General features: G+C 41.6%; 18 protein-coding genes. 6 read left to right on the top strand and 12 right to left on the bottom strand.

Annotated elements, in window-relative coordinates:
- Nucleotides 1-98: 98 nt before the first annotated feature.
- Entirely contained in the window at nt 99-1,028 is a 930-nt protein-coding gene (locus BIW15_RS23150; RefSeq protein ID WP_077281684.1) for a glycosyltransferase family 2 protein, read from the top strand.
- Nucleotides 1,025-1,888, top strand: a complete 864-nt coding sequence (locus BIW15_RS23155; protein WP_031856956.1) for a hypothetical protein — start codon at nt 1,025-1,027, stop codon at nt 1,886-1,888. Before BIW15_RS23150 ends, BIW15_RS23155 begins: the two co-directional genes overlap by 4 nt.
- Nucleotides 1,889-1,940: 52 nt before the next feature.
- Here the strand turns inward: BIW15_RS23155 and BIW15_RS23160 are convergent, their stop codons facing one another.
- The 12 genes from BIW15_RS23160 to BIW15_RS23215 form a co-directional block, all read right to left on the bottom strand.
- Complete coding sequence (locus tag BIW15_RS23160; RefSeq protein ID WP_025501535.1) at nt 1,941-2,621, bottom strand: cytidylyltransferase domain-containing protein; 681 nt, start codon at nt 2,619-2,621, stop codon at nt 1,941-1,943.
- 2 nt (nt 2,622-2,623) lie between these two features.
- A complete protein-coding gene (locus tag BIW15_RS23165) occupies nt 2,624-3,259 on the bottom strand; it encodes an HAD family hydrolase (RefSeq protein ID WP_031812386.1) in 636 nt (211 codons plus the stop codon).
- Complete coding sequence (locus BIW15_RS23170; RefSeq protein WP_025520712.1) at nt 3,243-4,853, bottom strand: aldolase catalytic domain-containing protein; 1,611 nt, start codon at nt 4,851-4,853, stop codon at nt 3,243-3,245. Before BIW15_RS23170 ends, BIW15_RS23165 begins: the two co-directional genes overlap by 17 nt.
- Before the next feature lie 103 nt (nt 4,854-4,956).
- The gene (gene waaA, locus BIW15_RS23175) at nt 4,957-6,231 is read right to left on the bottom strand and encodes a lipid IV(A) 3-deoxy-D-manno-octulosonic acid transferase (protein WP_021486836.1); all 1,275 of its coding nucleotides are present in this window, start codon (nt 6,229-6,231) and stop codon (nt 4,957-4,959) included.
- Nucleotides 6,225-7,280: a lipopolysaccharide heptosyltransferase II gene (waaF, locus tag BIW15_RS23180; RefSeq protein WP_077281685.1), complete on the bottom strand. Its 1,056-nt coding sequence runs from the start codon at nt 7,278-7,280 to the stop codon at nt 6,225-6,227. Before waaF ends, waaA begins: the two co-directional genes overlap by 7 nt.
- Nucleotides 7,277-7,999, bottom strand: a complete 723-nt coding sequence (locus BIW15_RS23185; RefSeq protein ID WP_023624160.1) for a glycosyltransferase family 25 protein — start codon at nt 7,997-7,999, stop codon at nt 7,277-7,279. The genes waaF and BIW15_RS23185 overlap by 4 nt, the downstream gene beginning before the upstream one ends.
- Entirely contained in the window at nt 7,996-8,982 is a 987-nt protein-coding gene (gene lpxM, locus BIW15_RS23190) for a lauroyl-Kdo(2)-lipid IV(A) myristoyltransferase (protein WP_017634970.1), read from the bottom strand. Before lpxM ends, BIW15_RS23185 begins: the two co-directional genes overlap by 4 nt.
- A 126-nt stretch (nt 8,983-9,108) precedes the next feature.
- Nucleotides 9,109-10,050, bottom strand: coding sequence for an ADP-glyceromanno-heptose 6-epimerase (gene rfaD, locus BIW15_RS23195; protein WP_077281686.1), 942 nt, complete (start codon nt 10,048-10,050; stop codon nt 9,109-9,111).
- Between the two features lie 143 nt (nt 10,051-10,193).
- Nucleotides 10,194-12,386, bottom strand: a complete 2,193-nt coding sequence (locus BIW15_RS23200; protein WP_025579397.1) for a YjbH domain-containing protein — start codon at nt 12,384-12,386, stop codon at nt 10,194-10,196.
- Nucleotides 12,383-13,141 (bottom strand): capsule biosynthesis GfcC family protein, encoded by a 759-nt coding sequence (locus BIW15_RS23205; protein ID WP_077281687.1) that lies wholly within the window; start codon nt 13,139-13,141, stop codon nt 12,383-12,385. The genes BIW15_RS23200 and BIW15_RS23205 overlap by 4 nt, the downstream gene beginning before the upstream one ends.
- Nucleotides 13,138-13,818, bottom strand: coding sequence for a YjbF family lipoprotein (locus BIW15_RS23210; RefSeq protein WP_025579396.1), 681 nt, complete (start codon nt 13,816-13,818; stop codon nt 13,138-13,140). The genes BIW15_RS23205 and BIW15_RS23210 overlap by 4 nt, the downstream gene beginning before the upstream one ends.
- A gap of 69 nt (nt 13,819-13,887) precedes the next feature.
- Entirely contained in the window at nt 13,888-14,106 is a 219-nt protein-coding gene (locus tag BIW15_RS23215; RefSeq protein WP_025501520.1) for a hypothetical protein, read from the bottom strand.
- Between the two features lie 407 nt (nt 14,107-14,513).
- Between BIW15_RS23215 and BIW15_RS23220 the strand changes: the two genes are divergently transcribed.
- The 4 genes from BIW15_RS23220 to BIW15_RS23235 form a co-directional block, all read left to right on the top strand.
- Nucleotides 14,514-15,032, top strand: a complete 519-nt coding sequence (locus BIW15_RS23220) for an outer membrane beta-barrel protein (protein WP_023583798.1) — start codon at nt 14,514-14,516, stop codon at nt 15,030-15,032.
- 64 nt (nt 15,033-15,096) lie between these two features.
- Nucleotides 15,097-17,799, top strand: a complete 2,703-nt coding sequence (locus tag BIW15_RS23225) for an SLBB domain-containing protein (RefSeq protein WP_065768311.1) — start codon at nt 15,097-15,099, stop codon at nt 17,797-17,799.
- Nucleotides 17,800-17,909: 110 nt separating this feature from the next.
- The gene (locus BIW15_RS23230) at nt 17,910-18,893 is read left to right on the top strand and encodes a Wzz/FepE/Etk N-terminal domain-containing protein (protein WP_052767811.1); all 984 of its coding nucleotides are present in this window, start codon (nt 17,910-17,912) and stop codon (nt 18,891-18,893) included.
- Nucleotides 18,894-18,914: 21 nt separating this feature from the next.
- Nucleotides 18,915-19,284, top strand: a 370-nt coding sequence (locus BIW15_RS23235) for a GDP-mannose 4,6-dehydratase (protein WP_143694973.1), incomplete at its 3' end; no start/stop codon positions are given.

A 19,284-nucleotide genomic window follows, 5' to 3' on the forward strand; every position in this document is an offset into this window, starting at 1 on the left:
CAAAATGAGGTGCTGTCATTACCGATGTCGCCCTACTTGAGTGAGCAAGAGAGAAATGTTGTGGTTGATGCAGTGAACTCTTTTGAGGCCTAAGAGTTATGCAAGATCAGGTTCGAGTATTGGAAGATGTTGTCTACGTCTTCTTTTGCTATAAACAATCAAGTTATCTCGATAAAACGCTTCCGGCGGCATTGGAGCAAACAGCATGGCCGAGCCAGCTGTTAGTATTGGACGATTGCTCTCCAGATGATAGCCATGAAAAGATTCTATCGCTTTTAGAATTTGCGCCTAAAGGATTAAATATCGAATATCGCCACAATAAGCAAAATATTGGTTTAGTTAGCCAAATCAACTCCTTACGGGGGCAGTACCAAAATAAGCTTATTATTGTACAAGCGGGCGATGATATAGCGATGCCGAACCGAATTGAGGAAACTTATGAAACTTGGTTGAAAAATGGTAAACCAAGCTTAATTATTGGTAGTTACGACAAAATCTCTGAGCAAGGTGATGTCATTGAGCCATTTGAATCGATCAAGCAAAATAAAAAACCTTACACACTCGAAAATATTATTAATCGAAAGTGTGCAGTAGATGGCTGTTGTGCTGCTTTTACCTCTGATGTATTGAATGAGTTTGAGCCCTACAACATAGACATCATCAATGAAGACCGGATCAATGTTCTCCGAGCCTTTTTGTTAAATGGTATTCATCATGAACACAAAAAGTGGATTCAATATCGGCTAGGTGGCATATCAACGTTCGCAAAAGAAACACGCGAAGAAAAATATAACAACACAGTGATCAATGCTCAGCGTGAGCTGCAAGATCTTAAAATGAACTTACGAGATGCGCAGAGTAAAAATGCCAATGAAGCTGTGAGTGCGATTAAAAAACGGATGCGTACTGCTGAGTTTATGTCATCACTTCCACAATCAAATTTTGCTTTGTACATCGAAGCGATTTGTTATCTTGTTAAAACATTGGATTATCGAACGGTTTTAAAAGTTTTGCGTAGGTTAAAATGAGTACAATTAAAAATATAAAGCAATCGATAAGTATGAAGAGGCATTTTGCTTCAACTTTCCGCTCATTCAAAAAACGAAGTGATAAAAGTACTGACTCACCTAAAGACTTTTATCGTACATATGAGAAATGTACTGTTTTAGGTAATGGACCATCCTTAAAATCAGATATTAATAATATCAGTAAAGATACTGATGTGATTGCTGTGAATCACTTTTCGGAGTCTGAGCACTTTACGACTTTGAAACCCAATAAATATATTTTGATTGATAGCTATTTCTGGGATGAAGCCACTCATAGTTCGTTGGTGGAAAAAAGAGATAAATTGTTTAAAGATCTAAACGAACTTGTGTCTTGGAAAATGCAATTGATTATTCCTGACTTTGCTGACATAGCGTTCATTCAGGGAAATATCAAAAACAGCAACATAGCTGTAAAAGTGCTTCGAGCAATTCCTAGTAATGTAACCAATATTAAATATGGGCCAATAGCATTATCTTCAGGTATTGTTGCACCTCCAGCCGTAAATGTTCTTATCTTTGCTGTGTATGTGGCAATTTTATGTGAATATGATTCAGTGGAAATATTTGGGGCAGATATGAGCTTCCATAATGATGTCCATGTCGATCAAGAAAATAACCAGCTTTATATGGTCTACAAGCATTTCTATGGAAAAGAAGAGAAGTTGCCACTTCTAGAAAATCCTCAAAAGATCAAACCTTTTAACATGACGGACTTGATGCGATTAACTTTTCTGACGTTTTATGCACATCAACTGCTGAATAAATGGGCAGAGCTAAAAGGGGTAAAAGTCGTAAATAGGTCTAATTTTTCTATGATCGATGCTTACCCTCGGCAGTGAAATTACAGGTAAGTAGACGCTACAATGGTAATGCCCACTTACCTATGATTATTTATCTATTTTTCTGTAACCAAACGGACTCTGCGAAAGTAAAGTCTTCTGGCCAATCTATATCAATTGAGCTCTCTGCATCCTGTATATACATCGAAGGCTTTAATCCAATTCGGTCATTTAGTTTTTTGTAGTTTTCTATGCTATTTAAAAAGACTGAGCTATCGATTTCATACAGAGGTTCAATCGTCTGAGTTCTAGGCCATTTTTCTATATTACGATCGTAGCTAATTGGCCTATCTTTATTCCAAATAAAACCGCGTAGCTCTTTGACCGTCATTAATGAATCATAACCTTCCATGAGTGCTTGATTATACTGTTTGATAATAGCGCTATAACCTGACTCGCCTAAGAATGGTGAGGTTACATGAGTCCAAAGTACGTGACCTGTCGTAATAATCGAAGGAACATATCTAATAAGCTCATCAGTGCTTGTTGAACTTGATCCTAAGTGCTCCGGGCGTTCATCTATTCGTATGCGAGAATCTTTATATGTTGAAGCAAACTCTAGAACATCGTCATCATTTGAAGATACGACTATCGAATCTAGGTCAGTTATATTGATTAACTGATCCAGTTTGATTTTTAGCAACCCACCTTTTATACCAGCAAAGTCTTTGGTATTTTTGTTTGGGATACGTTCACTGCCTTTTCGGCATGGTAAAAAGACATGGAAACTCATGCTTACCAACTCCTTAGAATATCGAAACCTTCACTTTTTGATAAGCTTTCAAGCTCTTCTTTTACATTTGAATAAGGAAGATAGCCAAGAAAATCAATATTATTCTCTTTGGCTGCGTGAAAGTCTGATAATGCGTCACCGATCATTAGAGCCGCGCCTGAAGACTCCTTTAGGATGGTTGCAACGTTATCTGCTTTCGCGGTAGGTGATCCTAGAATTAACGTAAAATATTGTGCCAGCTTTCTTTTAACAAATACTTCTCGTAATTCGTCTTGAGCAGATCCACTCGCTACATAGAGTTTGGCTGGGCAATCTGTAATTGCTGCAATAAAATTAGGCGTTAGTTGAGCTTCCATGTATAGCTCTTCACACTGCTTTGAGTAGAAGCTTAGTATACGTTCGTACAATGCTTCATCTGTATTTAGGATGAAATGTTCAACAAAGTAACTCACATGATGAAAACGCGATTTGCCAAAATTAGCTTTAAAGTAATTGCAACAATTGTCTATTTCGAGCTCTGATACTTGGGCCATGCGTAAAGCATTACGCATGGCATCAATTTTGAGGTTATTTGAGTCTAGGATCACGCCATCGCAGTCAAAAATAACAGTATCATAGCCATTAAATAGCGGGTGCATAAATAGACCCTGCTTTTACTGGATAAGTGGTTGGGGTTAACGCTTGAATTGATGTACTTCCAAACTGCTGACTAACCATGCTAAAGATCTCATTCATTTCCATTTGGCGTCGGTCAGTCACATCATAACCATCAAAACCAACGAGAGATATCTTCTGCGCTTGACCTATAAAAGCGATACATAACGCATATGCAGCGGTATTGTCATACGGTAGTGTACAGTAGTTTTTATGGGCGGTGAGAGTATCCTTCTCTATGGTGCTACTGTAATCAATCATAGAAATATTACTAAATTTACTTAGCTCGTCTTCGTCAAAGCGGTTCTTTGGCAAAAATACGGGTTTGGCTACTTCTGAGTAATGGCTGCTTTCTGACAAGTATTTAGAGTTATGAGATACAGCAAAGTAATCGAAAAGCTCAGTGTTAATCTCATGCTTTGTATTGATGCCAATTACGATAGGCTTTCGAGTCTTAATGTATGTCTCGATCGCGACTCTATGTGTTGCAGCATTGGGCGTATTAGTGACCAGTAAAATTTCTTTTCCTGAAAAGATCCCTGATAGATCTGATTGGCTTTCAGTTGGTTGGCTTATTTTCCCTACAGTAAGCGCTTCTTCTAAGACATCACCATTATAGCTTGTCGTACCTTCTAGTTTTTTTAAATGCTCGATAGCGCCAACAATTTCTTCTGTTCCGTAATTAGGATTAGAAAGCATATTTTGAATATAAGTTGGGTGAATATCGTTTTTGGCTCCCAAGTAATATAGAAGGCTTGAACCCCAACCGTATCTTCTTTGCATTGGCTCAAAATGGCGAATAACTAGTTCATATATTGCTGTTGGCAAGTATTTATCTAGTCCATCAAGTTCGGCGAGCAGGTTTTCGGTCTGGGCATTCCCAGCGCCTCGTCCCATTCCGGTAACGGTTACATCCAACCATGTAACACCATTCGAACGAGCTGTCATCGTATTAGACATTGCTTGACCCATGTTGTTATGGGTGTGGATGCCAATGTCGCCATCCCAGTTTTGCTTTACAATTTCGGCAATGCGAGTGACTTCTGCACTATCCATATTACCGAGAGAGTCAGCAAAATAGATGACGTCAGGGTTTGCTTTTGCTACCGTCTGTACTTTTTCCGCTATAACCTCGGATGGTTTTCCGCCCGCTTGCATCAGATTTAAACCAACGATATACCCCATTTCTTTGAAAGCTTTAATCATGCTTTCACACTGCTCTGCTTCATTGAAATGTGCCGCGATACGAACGAGATCAACTTTACTTTCTTGTGCTGGTACAAAAAGATCGTTGATGGCTGCTTCAACAGGTTTATTCGCATCTAGCAACGTTTTTGCGTCAACCATTACGCCATATGTCGGACCTTTCGGTAGGTGTAACGTGTTTAGAAACTCTTCAGTCGTATAAGCAAATGGACCACTGTAAACAGACTTAGGATAATTACGAAGCCCTAATTCAACATAATCAATTTTAGCTTTTGCAACTGCAGTGAGGTAAGCGTCAACGACTTCTGGTGAAAAGTCCCAGTGGTTATAGTAGCCACCATCGCGAAGAGTACAGTCTAAAATTTTTTGCATAATGGATATTCTTTTTAAGTTAAACAGGTAATGTGCTTAGTACAGTAAAACATACAAGCTTAATAGTAAAAGTGAGGTATTTATCAAACTAATTATTAAGTTATTACTTATCACTTTTGGGGAGTAAGCTCATTGTTCGGTTTAGAGCGCCTTGATTGGATGAGGCCCATTTATTAGCATGCAAAGCTCGGAGTAAATATTTATCTTGTTGAGAAATGATCTCTGTAGTCCTTAGGGCAAGGGTCGTTGAGTCTGGCACAATTAAGATACCATCCACAGCTAGTAAGTTTTCAACAATCTCCTTAAAGTTGAAATAGCTGGGGCCAGTAATGATGACTTTTTCTAACATAGCAGGCTCTAGCACATTATGTCCACCGACCTTATTTCCAACTAGGCTTCCCCCCATAAAGCAGATGTCCGCTGCGCCCATCAAAGTTAGCATCTCACCCATTGTATCGCCTAGATATACTTGAGTATTAGTCTCTACTGCATGCGTTGAAGTACGACGTACAGTGTTAAAGCCTTGATGTTGGCAAAGCGTGAATACATCACCAAATCGTTCTGGATGGCGAGGAACCAAAACAAGTAAAGCATTTGGATGAGATTTTAAAACTTGTCTATGTGCATCTAATACCAGCTCGTCTTCGCCTTTGTGGGTGCTCGCTGCAATCCATACTGGGCGATCTTTCCCAAGTTGCGCTCGAAGTGCTTCGCCTTGTTGCTTCACGTGATCTGAGATTTGAATATCAAATTTAATCGAGCCTGTGACAGATAGCTTCTCTTTATTGACGCCTAAGCGTTCGAAGCGCTCTGCATCTGAATCTGTTTGGCAGAGTACTTGAGTTAGGCATGGGTGAAGCTGGTTAAAAAGCCGCTGTATTTTTGCGTAGTTATGACACGATTTTTCAGAGAGGCGCGCATTCACGACAGTTATAGGGATACCCGCTTTGTGAACATTGTGAAGCGTGTTTGGCCACAGTTCAGTCTCAATGATCAACATTTTTTTTGGTTGTACTGCTTTAAGAAAACCTTTGATAGCGAACCCAAAGTCAATTGGCATATAGCGGTGTTCAACTAAATTACCCAACTTAGCAATCTGTTCAGCTCCCGTACTCGTTGTTGTGGTAACTAGAATAGACTGTTCGGGGTTTTGTTCTTTAAGTGCTTTAATTAAAGGTGTTGCTGCTATGCTTTCGCCAACAGATACAGCATGTATCCAAATAGGTTTGTCGTTGCTTTTTAGCTTGGGAGTTATGCCAAAGTGCTCTCTCCAGCGAGAGCCGAACTTAGGCTTATTTGGTTTGCTCTTGTACAAACCAAATAAAAGCAGCGGTGACGCTAGGGCGAGTAGTAAGGTATAAACAATACGAACTAACATGAGCTTATCGTAATGGCGTCAAGTTTTTGGATACTATCTAGCACTTGTTTAGGCGAAAGTTCTGTCAAGCACTTAAGGTGTTTGTATTGGCATTCACGCTGGAAACAAGGGCGACAATCAATATTGGTATGAACAATCTCCACTTTTTCTGCGAGTGGGGGGGTGTACTTCGGTGAAGTTGAGCCATACACGGCAACAACATTACAACCAACCGCAGCCGCCACATGCATTAAGCCGGAATCATTCGCGACAACAGTCTTGCATGCAGCTAGTAGATCGACCGCTTCAATTAAGCTGGTTTGGCCTGCTAGAACATGAATGTTCTCATGGAATTGCGTCGGGACCAGTGCGCGGATATTGTTACAAGTCTCTAAGTCTTTTTGAGAACCAAACAACCAGATTTGATACCCAGAGCGAGCCATTTGCGTCGCAACTTCAGCGTAGTGTGTTTCGGGCCATTTCTTGGCAGGACCAAATTCTGCTCCTGGGCACAGTCCAATAATTGATTGGCCTTGCGTTAAGTTGAACTTTTTGATCGTGGCTTGTTGCTCAGCCACGTTGATTGCAAGGCGTGGGCGAGGCAAGGTTTCAAGCCCGCCAAGAGAGTTAGAGTCCACCATTTCTGCTTTTGGATAAGCTAACGCTACATAGCGCTCTACCATGTACTGAAAAGACTTCATGTTAGGGCGTAAGTCATTCAATAAACCATAGCGCATTTCTCCCTTCCAGCCAGTACGAAGAGGAATGTTGGCAAACCATGAGATCAGTGCTGATTTTGCTGATTTAGGCAAGATATAGGCGTGGTCATATTGCTTTTCACGTAATGATTTACCAATTTCCCTGCGACCTAATAAGTTAAATTCACCATGACCGATAGGCATTTCAATCGCTTGGTGGATTTCTGGCATACGCTCAAGAATCGGTTTACACCATCCTGGAGCGATAACGTCAATTTGGCTATCTGGATGACGTTGCTTTAATACGATATATAACGATTGCGACATTACCATATCGCCGACCCACGCAGGGCCAATGACTAAAATCTTCATGCTTTGTTTTTCCAGTATAGGAATTTCAAAATTGACTCATAAGTTCTAAAAAGTTCAGCGTATATTTTATTCGCAAGAGTCATTTTGGATTTATCTTTTCTTTTACCACCAATCGTCGAAGCAATCTCAGCTCTAGTAAAAAGATCTGGAGACACGCTGTAAACTTGAACACCATGTCTCCATGGTTTTTCCATGTAGTCATCGACTGGTTCAATAAACTCTTGAGCATGCATAACAAACTTTGAGGCTGATTTAGGTGTGACGATATAAGCGGTGGTACCACAAGTGCCAGCAGAGTAGCCCCCTAGCATATGATTATCATCAATAGGTACAATTGGGGTGAATGCACACTTCTGAGTGGCAGACAACTTGATGTAGTCATAATTAGAAGTCAGTGGAAGGGTATGTTCGAGCACTTGCTTCAGCCCTTCTACGGGGTCGACGTTGTCTTCTAAGATGACGATCGGTTCATCAAGCTCAATACAGCGAACCCACAACTCGTAATGGCTTGCAAAGCAGGCGACTTCACTGGTTTTTAATTGATACCCTTTGCGGCGTAGAGTAATGGTTGGACGACTTTTTTCTGAATGAAGAAAACTGTCAACAGAGCCATCTACGGCATCAAAAAATTCAAACGTAATGTCTTGTTGTTTTAACTTTTCTTCAATACGTTCTCGGCGATCTAGCGATCGAGTCAAGCTTACGACAAATACTTTCACTGCACTTTCCAGTCGCTGTTATATCTTGGTTTAAACAAATTGTAATAGTTATTACCGTCTTCTTGAGAGTGTAGCAACTGCAGTACCCACATATATTGTTCGGGTTTATCACCGACAAAATATTCAATGGCTTCATTACAGGTACGAGCGTCTTGCTCTTCGCCTTTATCCAGCTCAAACGCCGGTAAAATCTCAATATCAAACGTACCATCTTCAGTGTTCATCGACGCAAATAGAGGTAGTACTTTTGAGCGTGATAGTTTCGCAATTTTGCCTAAACCAGGTAGCGTTGCTTTACGTGTAGCAAAAAAATCGACAAACACACTATGCTCTGGGCCGTGATCTTGATCGGGTAGATAATACCCTACATAGCCATCTCGAATGGATTTCAGGAAAGGCTTAATGCCACCTGAGCGTTCGTATACACGACCACCGTATTGAACTCTTTGCTTGTGCATCAGCCAGTCAGCAACATCATTCTTTTGTTTCTTCGCCATTGCAGACACCGGCATTCCCATTGAAGCGAGCAAGATAGCAGGCACATCAATTGCCCAAGAGTGGGGAACCATTAAAATCACATTTTCGTTGTTATCAATGTGCTGTCGTAAAATGTCTAGGCCGCGAATTTGGCAACGGTTCTGAAGCCATTTTGGTGAGCGTAAACTTAGTAACCCGAAGCGAAAAAAGAACATGGCTGCTGTGTAGAGTGTTTTTTCTATCAAAGCTTCACGTTCTTGGAACGACTTTTCCGGAAAACACAGCTCAAAGTTAACCCTCGCTCGGTGAGCTGGACCTTTGTGGGATTTAGACAGTTTTTTAGCTATGGTTTTCGCCAACCACTTTTGTAAACCCAGTGGCATTAATGATAAAGGTAAAAATAAGATAACACCTAACCACGTGCCCCAGTACTTAGGCGACAGAAAGTGGCGCTTAAACTCAGGGTTATATGCTTTAGGGTCGAAGTCATCACGTTTAATGGTCATGGCGTGTCTAGTTACCTATTCGTGTACTGGCGAAGTGGTTTAAATGAGAAAAAGATAGTTAGGAATGATACAGGCTATTGCACTTGAGTAAAGGTGGCAGGTTATGGTTCTGCCACCTTGTGGTGCTTAACGGTTTTGGATAGTTAAGTATTCGGCAACGCCTTCTGCAACCGTCTTGAACTCAACATCACAGCCTGCGTCGCGCAGTTTGGTCAGATCGGCTTGTGTGAATTCTTGGTAAGCGCCTTTTAGATGCTCAGGGAAAGGAATAGTTTCAATCTCGCCTTTTCCATGATGGGCAATGACCGCTTTTGCTACTTCTTCAAAAGATTCTGCACGACCAGTACCACAGTTGAAGATGCCAGAAACACCATTTTCAAGGAACCACAGGTTTACTTTACATACATCACCAACGTAAACGAAATCACGCTTAAAAGACTCGCTACCTGCAAACAGTTTTGGATTTTCACCTGCGTTTAGTTGGTTGTTCAGATGGAACGCAACAGATGCCATGCTGCCTTTGTGATCTTCACGTGGGCCATATACGTTGAAGTAACGGAAGCCGGTGATTTGAGAAAGGGTCTCACCATGTTCTTCAGCGTCTTGCCATAGCCGACGAACATAGTTATCAAACTGCTGTTTCGAGTAACCGTATACATTCAGTGCGCCTTCGTATTCGCGTTCTTCAACGAAAGTATCTGTATCGCCGTAAGTGGCTGCGGAAGAGGCGTATAGGAATGGAACTTCACGATCTAAACAGTAATGAAGCAGCTCTTTAGAGTACTCGTAATTGTTTAGCATCATGTATTTACCATCCCACTCTGTCGTTGCAGAGCAAGCGCCTTCGTGGAAAATTGCCTCAATCGGACCAAAATCATCGCCCGCCATAATTTGGGTCAGAAAGTCGTCACGATCCATGTAATCTGTGATGTCCAGATCAACTAAGTTCTTAAACTTTTTGCCATTTTTTAGGTTGTCGACAACCAAGATATCGTTAATACCAGCTTCGTTTAGTGCTTTAACAATGTTGCTGCCGATCATGCCAGCGCCACCAGTTACGATGATCATAGAACTTCCACCATAGATTAAAATTTTCTCAGGAAGTTTAGCAGAGTTAGGCCTTTAGGTGCTAGAGGAGAGGGATTGTCATATGAGCAAATACAAAAAAGGAAGCCTAAGCTTCCTTTTTTTGTTTGGTTAATTAGACTAACTTATTTTACCGGAGAGGTATTTGGTCTTTGATACCAAGGGTTTCGCTCATCGGTGAGTTCAATTAAGTTGTACTTACGACCAAGCTTCTGACCACCGTCACGAGTGAGAGGCTGCCAGCTAAAGTTTGCGCGATTATTACTAGGTTTCACCGTCATAATGTCGAATGGAATTGACAGGTAGAAGCCCTTAGTGAAACTACCTTCGCCAAACTCTTCTGCTGATAAATCTGTGAATGAAGCAAAGGCACCAGCAATCACACCGCTCTTGAACTGCTTAGAAACGTTGATTTGTGTACCAACATCGCCAGCTAGGAACTGACCAACATCGACTTGGATCATCAAATCTTGTAGGAAATCCCATTGAGGGTAGTAGTAACCAGATACAAAACCAGTGAAGCCTTTATCAATAACTTGGAACGGACGTCCATATTCTGGCACGTTTTGCCATTTCTCATCGTAAACACCGAAGTAACTTTGTGGATCACGTTGAGAAATTAAGTTGACGTCAGCGCCAATCGCCCAGTTAGAACCTTGTGGTCGGTAAAGAAACTCGGTACCAATTCCAGCAAACATGCTCTCCAGATAACCCGCGTAGAATTGCTGATCCATCGTATGGGAATACTCTTGGAACCAAGTTAATTGTAGGTTTGACATGGTTACAGCATGTTCATTTTGGTAAGCGCGGAACATGGTACGAACGCGAGGAACAGTAGTGCCATCAGGTGGAGTTACATAGTTAAACTTATCGTAATTGTTGTACCAATCCCAATATAAGGAACCACCAATCTCTAGATTATCGGTTAACCAGTAAGATGCGTTACCACTTAGCCCGATACTAAACAGATAGAAATCTTCGGCGTTACCGAGAGTTTGAACAAGTTTAGGTGCAAAGCCCCAATCAAAACGTTCAAAACCATCATAGACAGATTCTCCCGTTGGCTTAGCAGAGGTTCTTGAAGTTGCATCTTCTATTTTCGGATTGATGTAATTAACTTGAGCAAAGTCGCGATATTTTTCTTTGGAAATAATCGTTTGTTCGCCGACTAAGCCTCGGCTGCGTTCATTGATCGCATAGGTATCAATATCGTCAGGCATCTCATTATGGAGTACAGCTGCCGCTTTTTCGTGCGCCTCTGTACGGTCACGATATTTCTTCTGCTCACCAACGACAGTTACTGTATTGTCATCAACATAAATTCGCGTGTTTTGGTAACCTGCAATTTTGTCTAAATTTTCTGTTACACGAGCCCAGTCAACATCAGAAAGTTCTTCAGGCTGGTTATCTTCAATTTCTGGTGTTGGTGTGTCTCGCCAGAATGATGGCATGTCATTGAAATTAGTGTTTAGCGTTAAGCCCGCGACCAACGTGTCACCGCGTTCATAACTTAAACGAAAATCGACCATGCCTAGACGGTAGAGGACACCAAAGTTCCATGGTGTGTGGGGAGTCATGTCTACACCGGCCTGAACGACAGGGTAGTCTGTGCTGTAATCGTTACCGTCATATTCAAGCTTGAAGCGAAGAGGTTTATGAAGAGTTTGATATTCAATACCACCAAAAAGGGCAGCAGGGCCTTTAAAGGCTCTATCGAAGTTAGTTGTTCCTCCTGTAGATAGAAATTCGGAAGGTCTATCACAGAATTTGTCTGATGCTTTACAAAAAGGATTTGTGACCGTATCTCTAGTTCCTAGGTAGCCCCAGCCCATACCCAAAGTAAAATCAAAAGTACCTAATTTCGAATTAGAATATCGTTTTGTCGCTGCAATAAACTCAGCATCAAAAAGGCCAGTACCAGCAAAGTCTCTCACTCCTAGGGCAATTTCTGGCATGTATTCAGATTCTTCCCATAATCTAAATTTAAAATCTATCCCCTTGTCTGTATATTCATTGTCAACATCGGGGAAGGATGACGAATAAGGCAGATCGTGAACTCGTGTGTACCGGATGGTTGTTTCTAACCACGGCATGAGTTGCAGAGTCACATTGTAAAAAAGGTACTCATCACTACCGGTTACAGAAAAGTTGAATTCCCCTTCAGGAGCCATACGTCCGGTTGGCATCTGCATTAAGCCAACACCACCAAAATCAGATTGAGAAGGCTGTAACGAGGGAGCCTCAAAGGGCATGTCTTGAGCCCAAACCAATGCTGGGCCCATTAAAGAAAGGGTTAAGCTTTTTCTAATTGGCATCATTGTGGTCTCTTTGTGGAGTTTGGTATCAATTGATTGAGTAGGCGGACAATATCTTGGTCCATTTCGGAGTATTCAAGATCATCAAACGGAATATATACCAATGTCAGAGGCGGTAAGTAATATTGTGTTGTTAACCAAGCTCCGTGATGTGGCTTAACTACGTGACCATCTGGGTAGATCAACACTGGTGGTGTTGATAATGCACCAATGTTACTTTTCAAATTCTCTATTTGTTTCTGCAAAGGGATGCCTGCTTGCTCTTTAATAGAATACACGCTATTTAGGTTTCCCAAGAAATACACTTTTTCTTCGCGCAGAGGGCTTGCGAGCAGGAAATTGCCGCGCAACAGTGGATTGTCGAATTTATTTAGTCGAATTTTATCAACATCGATCGCGGACAGTAAGCGTGGTGCAAAGCTTTGCTTCTGAATGAATTTGTAGAATGGATGTGCAACCAAATTATGTTGAATCATTTGATTGAGTACTGAGTTCTTTAAAGCGGTAGAGTTTTTTTCGGCGCGTTCCGATTTATCAAACAAAGTGGTACCAAGAGAGTATTGCAGAGATACGCTTTGCTCCTTAGCAAGTGCTAACACACTTTCTAAACGAGCCGGCCCTTGAAATTGTAGCCGTTTGCCTGCTTCTAGCAATTCAACATTTAATGGTTGCATAGCAGAGGTTTCTGTTTGAGCGAAGCTAGGCATGCTCAAAAGCGGCATGACCAAACCGAATAATGTGAGTAGTTGCTTGCTCATGATTTGCTATATCCCTTCAAAATGGTTAACTCAACCGGGATCATATTTGGCCCTAAGTGTTGTAAGGTTTTAACGACCTGACCCTGTTCATTGACCCAATAGTAGTTTTCGACCGATTGAGAAAGGCTGCTAAACTCAACAACTTCTTTATATACGTTGGTCATAGTGCTAGAAATAGGTGTTGTTAACGTTTCTTGGCCTGAGTAAGAACGCGTTATATTTGCAGGAAAACCATAACGGTATTGTGTTGCCCAATCGTATGAGAGTGCGTAGTTGACAGATGTTGAGTCTAAAGAAAAATCTGGAACGTCACCGTAAACACCTGCTAAGTCCCCACTCTGTAGACCAATCGTTTTGACGATATGCCCATTCTCTGTAACGATCATGGCTTTATCGGCGCTTACCCATTTTAGTTGTTTTTTACCGTTGAGTCGGTTTCGTTCCGCAAAAGCTAAAACAACAAACACTTGTTTTTGATTTCCAAGTTTCAAATAGGCACTGGCATAAGGAACGGCATTGATTTCTTCTGGTGTCATCTCTACATCGATGTAGTTACCGTAAGCTTCTTGGACGGTTGCTGAAACATCGTTGAATTTCTGTGTACAGCCAAAGAGTACAAGGAGTAATGGAAGAATGAGGAGTTGGCGTATCCATTTAGGTATTCGGAAGATATTCATTGATCCCTCTTACAAATAAAATCGCCCTGACTTAATCAGGGCGATTGGCTTCTGTTCTATAAAACGAAATTAGTTAGAAGTAGAAGTAGAAGTAGATGTTGAAGTAGATGTTGAGTCGCTATCTGACGCTGCAACTGCTACTACAGTCACTGCTGCTGCTGCACCTACTGCTACAGCTGTTGTGCCAGTTGCTGACGCAGAAGCTGCGCCTGTTGAGCCTGCTTCCTCTGCTGCAAATGCAGTTGATGCGCTTAGAGCCATAAGAATAGCTAGAGCTGTATTCTTCATTATTAATCCTTGTGTATCCGGTATAAAAACATCGATGTTTGGTAGCATAAAAAATGCTCCAAATTATATTTTAGATAAAAAAGCCTTAGCATGTAAATAGTTTCTTATTTTGCCATGGCTTACGATCTCATTTCTAACACCAGCGTGACATTGTGCGGTTATCTTGCTCCCTTGCTTGCTGATAAACTATCAAGAGTGCATAATTTGTCGGCCTATTTCATTCAGAGCTAGAGGTTTGGAGTCAATAGGTCGTTTTTACTTACACCATATAGAAAGCGATACAGTGGCTCACGCTCAACGCCTCGGGGCGGTAGCGTGCCAATTCTTCAGTATTTAATGGCCTGCATAGCACGCTTAACTTTGCTTTGGCAGCCCATCATATTGTTACCAGTACTAGGAACTTTTACGTGATAAAAAAGCAGCATTGTTTGGGAATACTTAGTGCACTGGGTTTGAGCCTGAGTTCTTCTTCAGCGTCAGCCGATTTTTATGCTGGTGCGTTAGTGAGCTACTCAAATGCAGAATTGAAAAGCTCGTCTTCTGAGTCCGTGAAAGAGGGAAGCCCTTTCCTTCTTAGTGCGCAAGCTGGTTATTTTTTTAATGACTATATTGGCTTAGAAGGGCGCTATGGGACATCAGTTCAACGTGACAATGGTCTTGCCGTTGATAGCGTTTTGAGCGGCTTTGTTAAGTTGAATATGCCTGTTTCAGAGCGAGTTGCACTTTATGGTTTAGCTGGATATTCAAGCGTTCAGCTTGATCTACAAAATGTAGGATCTCACAAAGAACAAGGATTTAGTTTTGGGTTAGGTATGCACTACGCTTTAAACAACCAAAGCGCGGTGATATTTGAGTTCGTTGATAACGTCTCTGAAGACCAAGTTCGCCTTAACTCGATTACACTTGGTTTTCAGCACCGTTTCTAATTTAAATACCTAGAGCTCAAACTTGGGGCTAGGGTCTTTTATTCAATTATTATAGTGACATACCATGTTTAAAGGATATATCTCTATTGCCGCTTTTATATTGGCAAGTACGTTTGCGTCTTATTCAATGGCACAAACACCCACTCCAGAACAAATAAAAATGTTTCAAAACTTACCCGCTGACCAACAGCAGGCACTGGCGAGTAAATATGGTTTCTCAATTCCCTCTAGTTCGTCCTCAAACAAATCTCCTTACGAAAATCCGCAAGTCATCAAGCCTAGATCTGAATCTAGTGGAACTATCTCTTCCAACGTAGAAGAAGAATGGCTCAAAAAAGGCGAACAGAAAGAGCTTAAACGCTTTGGTTTAGATCTTTTTTCTGGTTCTCCAAGTACTTTTGCTCCGATCAGTGATGTTCCTGTGCCAGCAAATTACACCGTGGGTGCAGGCGATGAAATTATTGTGCAGTTATTTGGTAAAGATAATGAGACGCATCGTCTACGCGTAAATCGCGCGGGCACAATCAACTTTCCCTCACTTGGGCCAGTAAATGTTGCTGGCATGCACTTTTCCGATGTACGTGACTCTCTGACTCAACGAGTAAAAGAACAAATGATTGGTGTGCGCAGTGATATCTCATTGGGTGAATTGCGTACCATGCAAGTGTTTGTCATGGGTGATGCATATAAACCAGGAGCCTACACGGTTAGCGCATTGACGACAATTTCACAAGCTATCTATTACAGTGGCGGCTTTGGTGAAAGTGGAGCGCTGCGAGATATTCAGCTAAAGCGTGATGGTAAAATCATTCGTAAGTTGGATATGTATGACCTGTTACTTAAAGGTGATACAAGTAATGATGTACGCTTACTACCGGATGATGTCGTTTTCATAGGCGCGGTTAAAGATACAGTTTCTGTAGAAGGTGAGATCAACCGTCCGGCAATTTATGAAGTCAAGCCAGGTGACACCTATCAGCAACTTATTCAGATGGCTGGTGGTTTTACTGCTAATGCTTATGCCGAGCAATTGGAGATAAAACGCTACGCTACGCATGGTACTCGGGAGGCTTTGACGCTTGATTTTAATAAAACGCAAGCTCGACAGAGTAAAGTTAAAAATGGCGACGTCATCAAGATCTTGAAAAAAAGCGAAGAGCTTACTCGTTACGTGCAGATAGGGGGAGATGTTCGTCATCCTGGCTATGTGGAATGGCGCAATGGCCTTCGTGTTGCCGATCTTTTCAAATCTGTTGACTCTGCTTTTAATTCTACTGCTGATGTTAACTATGCCGTTGTGGTGAGAGAAGTGAATCCACAGCGTGATATTGAAGTGTTCCAGTTTAGCTTAGCAAAGGCAATTTTATCGCCAAGTAGTCAAGACAACATCCAGCTACAATCACGTGATCGTATATTAGTTTTCAACCGTTTCAATAACGAAGACTTGGATACTTTAGCAACACAAGAGTCTGTTTCAAAAGCGAAGACGTTAGAGCAAGCGCAGCAACAAGCAGAGCTTGACCAACAGAAAGAACAAAAACTCATGAGTTCTTCTGTTGCGGTTTCGCATTCAGCAGACGGCATGGTCGTTAACCAGAACACATCTAAGCTGGCGAAACCAGCTAAAATTATTTTCCGTGGGAAAGAGATTACAGAAGAAGACTTTGAAAATCTGAAGCTAAATACTCGTCGCACTTTACTTGCACCAGTGTTGTTACAACTTCAGCAACAGTCTCGTTTAGGGCTAGCCCCTCAAATTGCTGAAGTATTTGGTGAAGTGAAGCACCCTGGTCGTTACCCGATTACTCCAAGAATGACGGTATCAACGCTAATTGAAGCAGCCGGTGGTTTGACTTACAACGCATTCACAATTAATGCAGAACTAGCACGAACAGCGATTAATAGTGCGGATGAGCGTGCGTATATTGATGTTGAACGCATTGATTTACGTAAAGCAATACAAGGCAGTGCTTCAGACGATGCAATTATCGTAGGCCGAGATCGTTTGAACATCCTCGAAAAGCCAAATGTGAAGCTACAAAGCACAGTCACTTTACAAGGTGAAGTTCGCTTCCCTGGAACCTATACCGTGCGCCAAGGTGAAACCTTGAGTGAATTACTTGAACGTGCTGGTGGTTTAACTGAATTTGCACACCCACAAGGTGCTATCTTTACTCGTGAAGCGTTACGTCTTCAAGAGCAAAAGCTTTTAAACCAATACGCAGCAGATATGCGAGCAGAGACTGCGAAGAAAACATTCCGTGCAGACAGTAATATGGGCTCAGTGATCTCAGACCCAGATAAAACACTGAAGTTTGTTGAAGAAGCAAGTCGCAGCAAAGCACTTGGCCGTATGGTGGTACAGTTAAACCGTATTTTAAAAGGCGAGCGTTCAGCAGACTTTATGCTCGAGGACGGTGACTTCCTCTTTGTTCCGACTTTCCGAAACACAGTATCAATCATGGGTGAAGTTCAGGTTCCAATTACCTACTTGTTAGATAACAAACTTGACGTCGATGATTATCTGAACAAAGCGGGTGGTGCTAAAAAGCAAGCGGACGAAGATCGCATTTTTGTAGTGCGTGCGGATGGTTCTGTTTACAAGCCTTCATCAGGTTATTGGTTCGGAAACAATAAAGAAGGGTTAAAAGCTGGCGATACTATCGTTGTACCAATTGACACTGACTATAGAGATGCACTAAGTACCTGGACAGCTGCGACACAGATCCTATATCAAACCGGTGTAGCGATTAACGCCCTTAAGTAATTTAAATCAGAGGGGCTGGTGACAGCCCTATTTTTTAGACAGGTGTTATTAAGATTGGAAATTAAAATTAGACTGAATTCAGCACTTTTGTGTTCAGATAGAGCAAGCTTATGGATATAGATAGACACTCAAATTTGGCTCCTCACTCTTGTGTTCAATTTGAAAGCGAACGGTTTGATATTAGAGATATAATTAGTGCTTTTTGGCGTGATAAATGGATCGTCGTTATTGTGACGGCACTATTTGCGGCTGGAGCCGTTTTGTTTTCGCTCAATTTACCAAACATCTACAGAGCTGATGCGTTACTTACCTCTTCAGAGTCCTCTGATGGTGGGAGTTTATCTAAAATGGCTGGTCAACTTGGTGGATTAGCTGCACTTGCTGGAGTAAATCTAGGTGCAAATGAAAGTAGCCAAACAGAGCTTGCAATACAGGTTTTAAAGTCAAGAAAGTTTGTAGATTCATTCGTTAAAAAACATGATCTCATTGTCCCTTTGATGGCGACAAAAGGTTGGGATCTAGGTTCTAACACTTTGGTTATTGATGACAGTGTATACGATATGTCATCTAAAAGTTGGCTTAGGGTACCTAAAGGGCTAGTGAGTAAAGAGCCGACGGCACAAGAGATCTATAAGTATTTTATAACCGAAGTATTGAGTATTTCAGAAGATGCTGATTCAGGAATGTATAATCTTTCTGTTAAGCACTATTCACCATATTTAGCCAAGCAATGGGCTGACTGGCTTATTGCTGATATTAATTTGGTGATGAGGGAAAGAAAGATAGCTGAAGTCACAAAGAATTTAAGCTATTTACAGTCTCAGCTGAATAAAACTGCAGTGACGGATATGCAAACTACTTTTTACAAGCTGATTGAAGAGCAAACAAAAAGTTTAATGTTGGCCGAGGTGCAAGATGAGTTTGTATTTAAGGTTATTGACCCTGCTGTCGTTCCGGAAAAAAAATTCGAACCTAGGAGGGCCTTAATCTGTGTTTTAGGAACGTTAGTAGGTGGGATTATCAGTATTTTAATCGTATTAATTAGGTTTTCGTGGCAACGAAATTCTAATAATTATGCTTTGAAGACCAATTAACATCGAAAACGAGAATTCATAATGAAAATATTAGTAACCGGTGGAGCAGGCTTCATTGGCTCAGCTGTCGTTCGACACATTATTCGTGACACCCAAGATAGCGTCGTGAATTTAGACAAGCTCACCTACGCAGGAAACTTGGAGTCGTTGGTGGATGTCGCGGACAGTGACCGTTATTACTTCGAGCAAGTGGATATCTGTGACCGAACTGAACTAGACCGCGTGTTTTCAGAACATCAACCCGATATGGTGATGCATTTAGCGGCTGAGTCGCATGTCGATCGCTCTATTGATGGTCCTGCTGCTTTTATTGAGACCAATGTGATGGGCACTTACCATTTGCTTGAAGCGGCGCGTCAATATTGGTCAAGCCTTGAGGAAGCGAACAAAT

The organism is Vibrio sp. SALL6 (assembly GCF_002002385.1).
GTDB lineage: Bacteria > Pseudomonadota > Gammaproteobacteria > Enterobacterales > Vibrionaceae > Vibrio > Vibrio parahaemolyticus.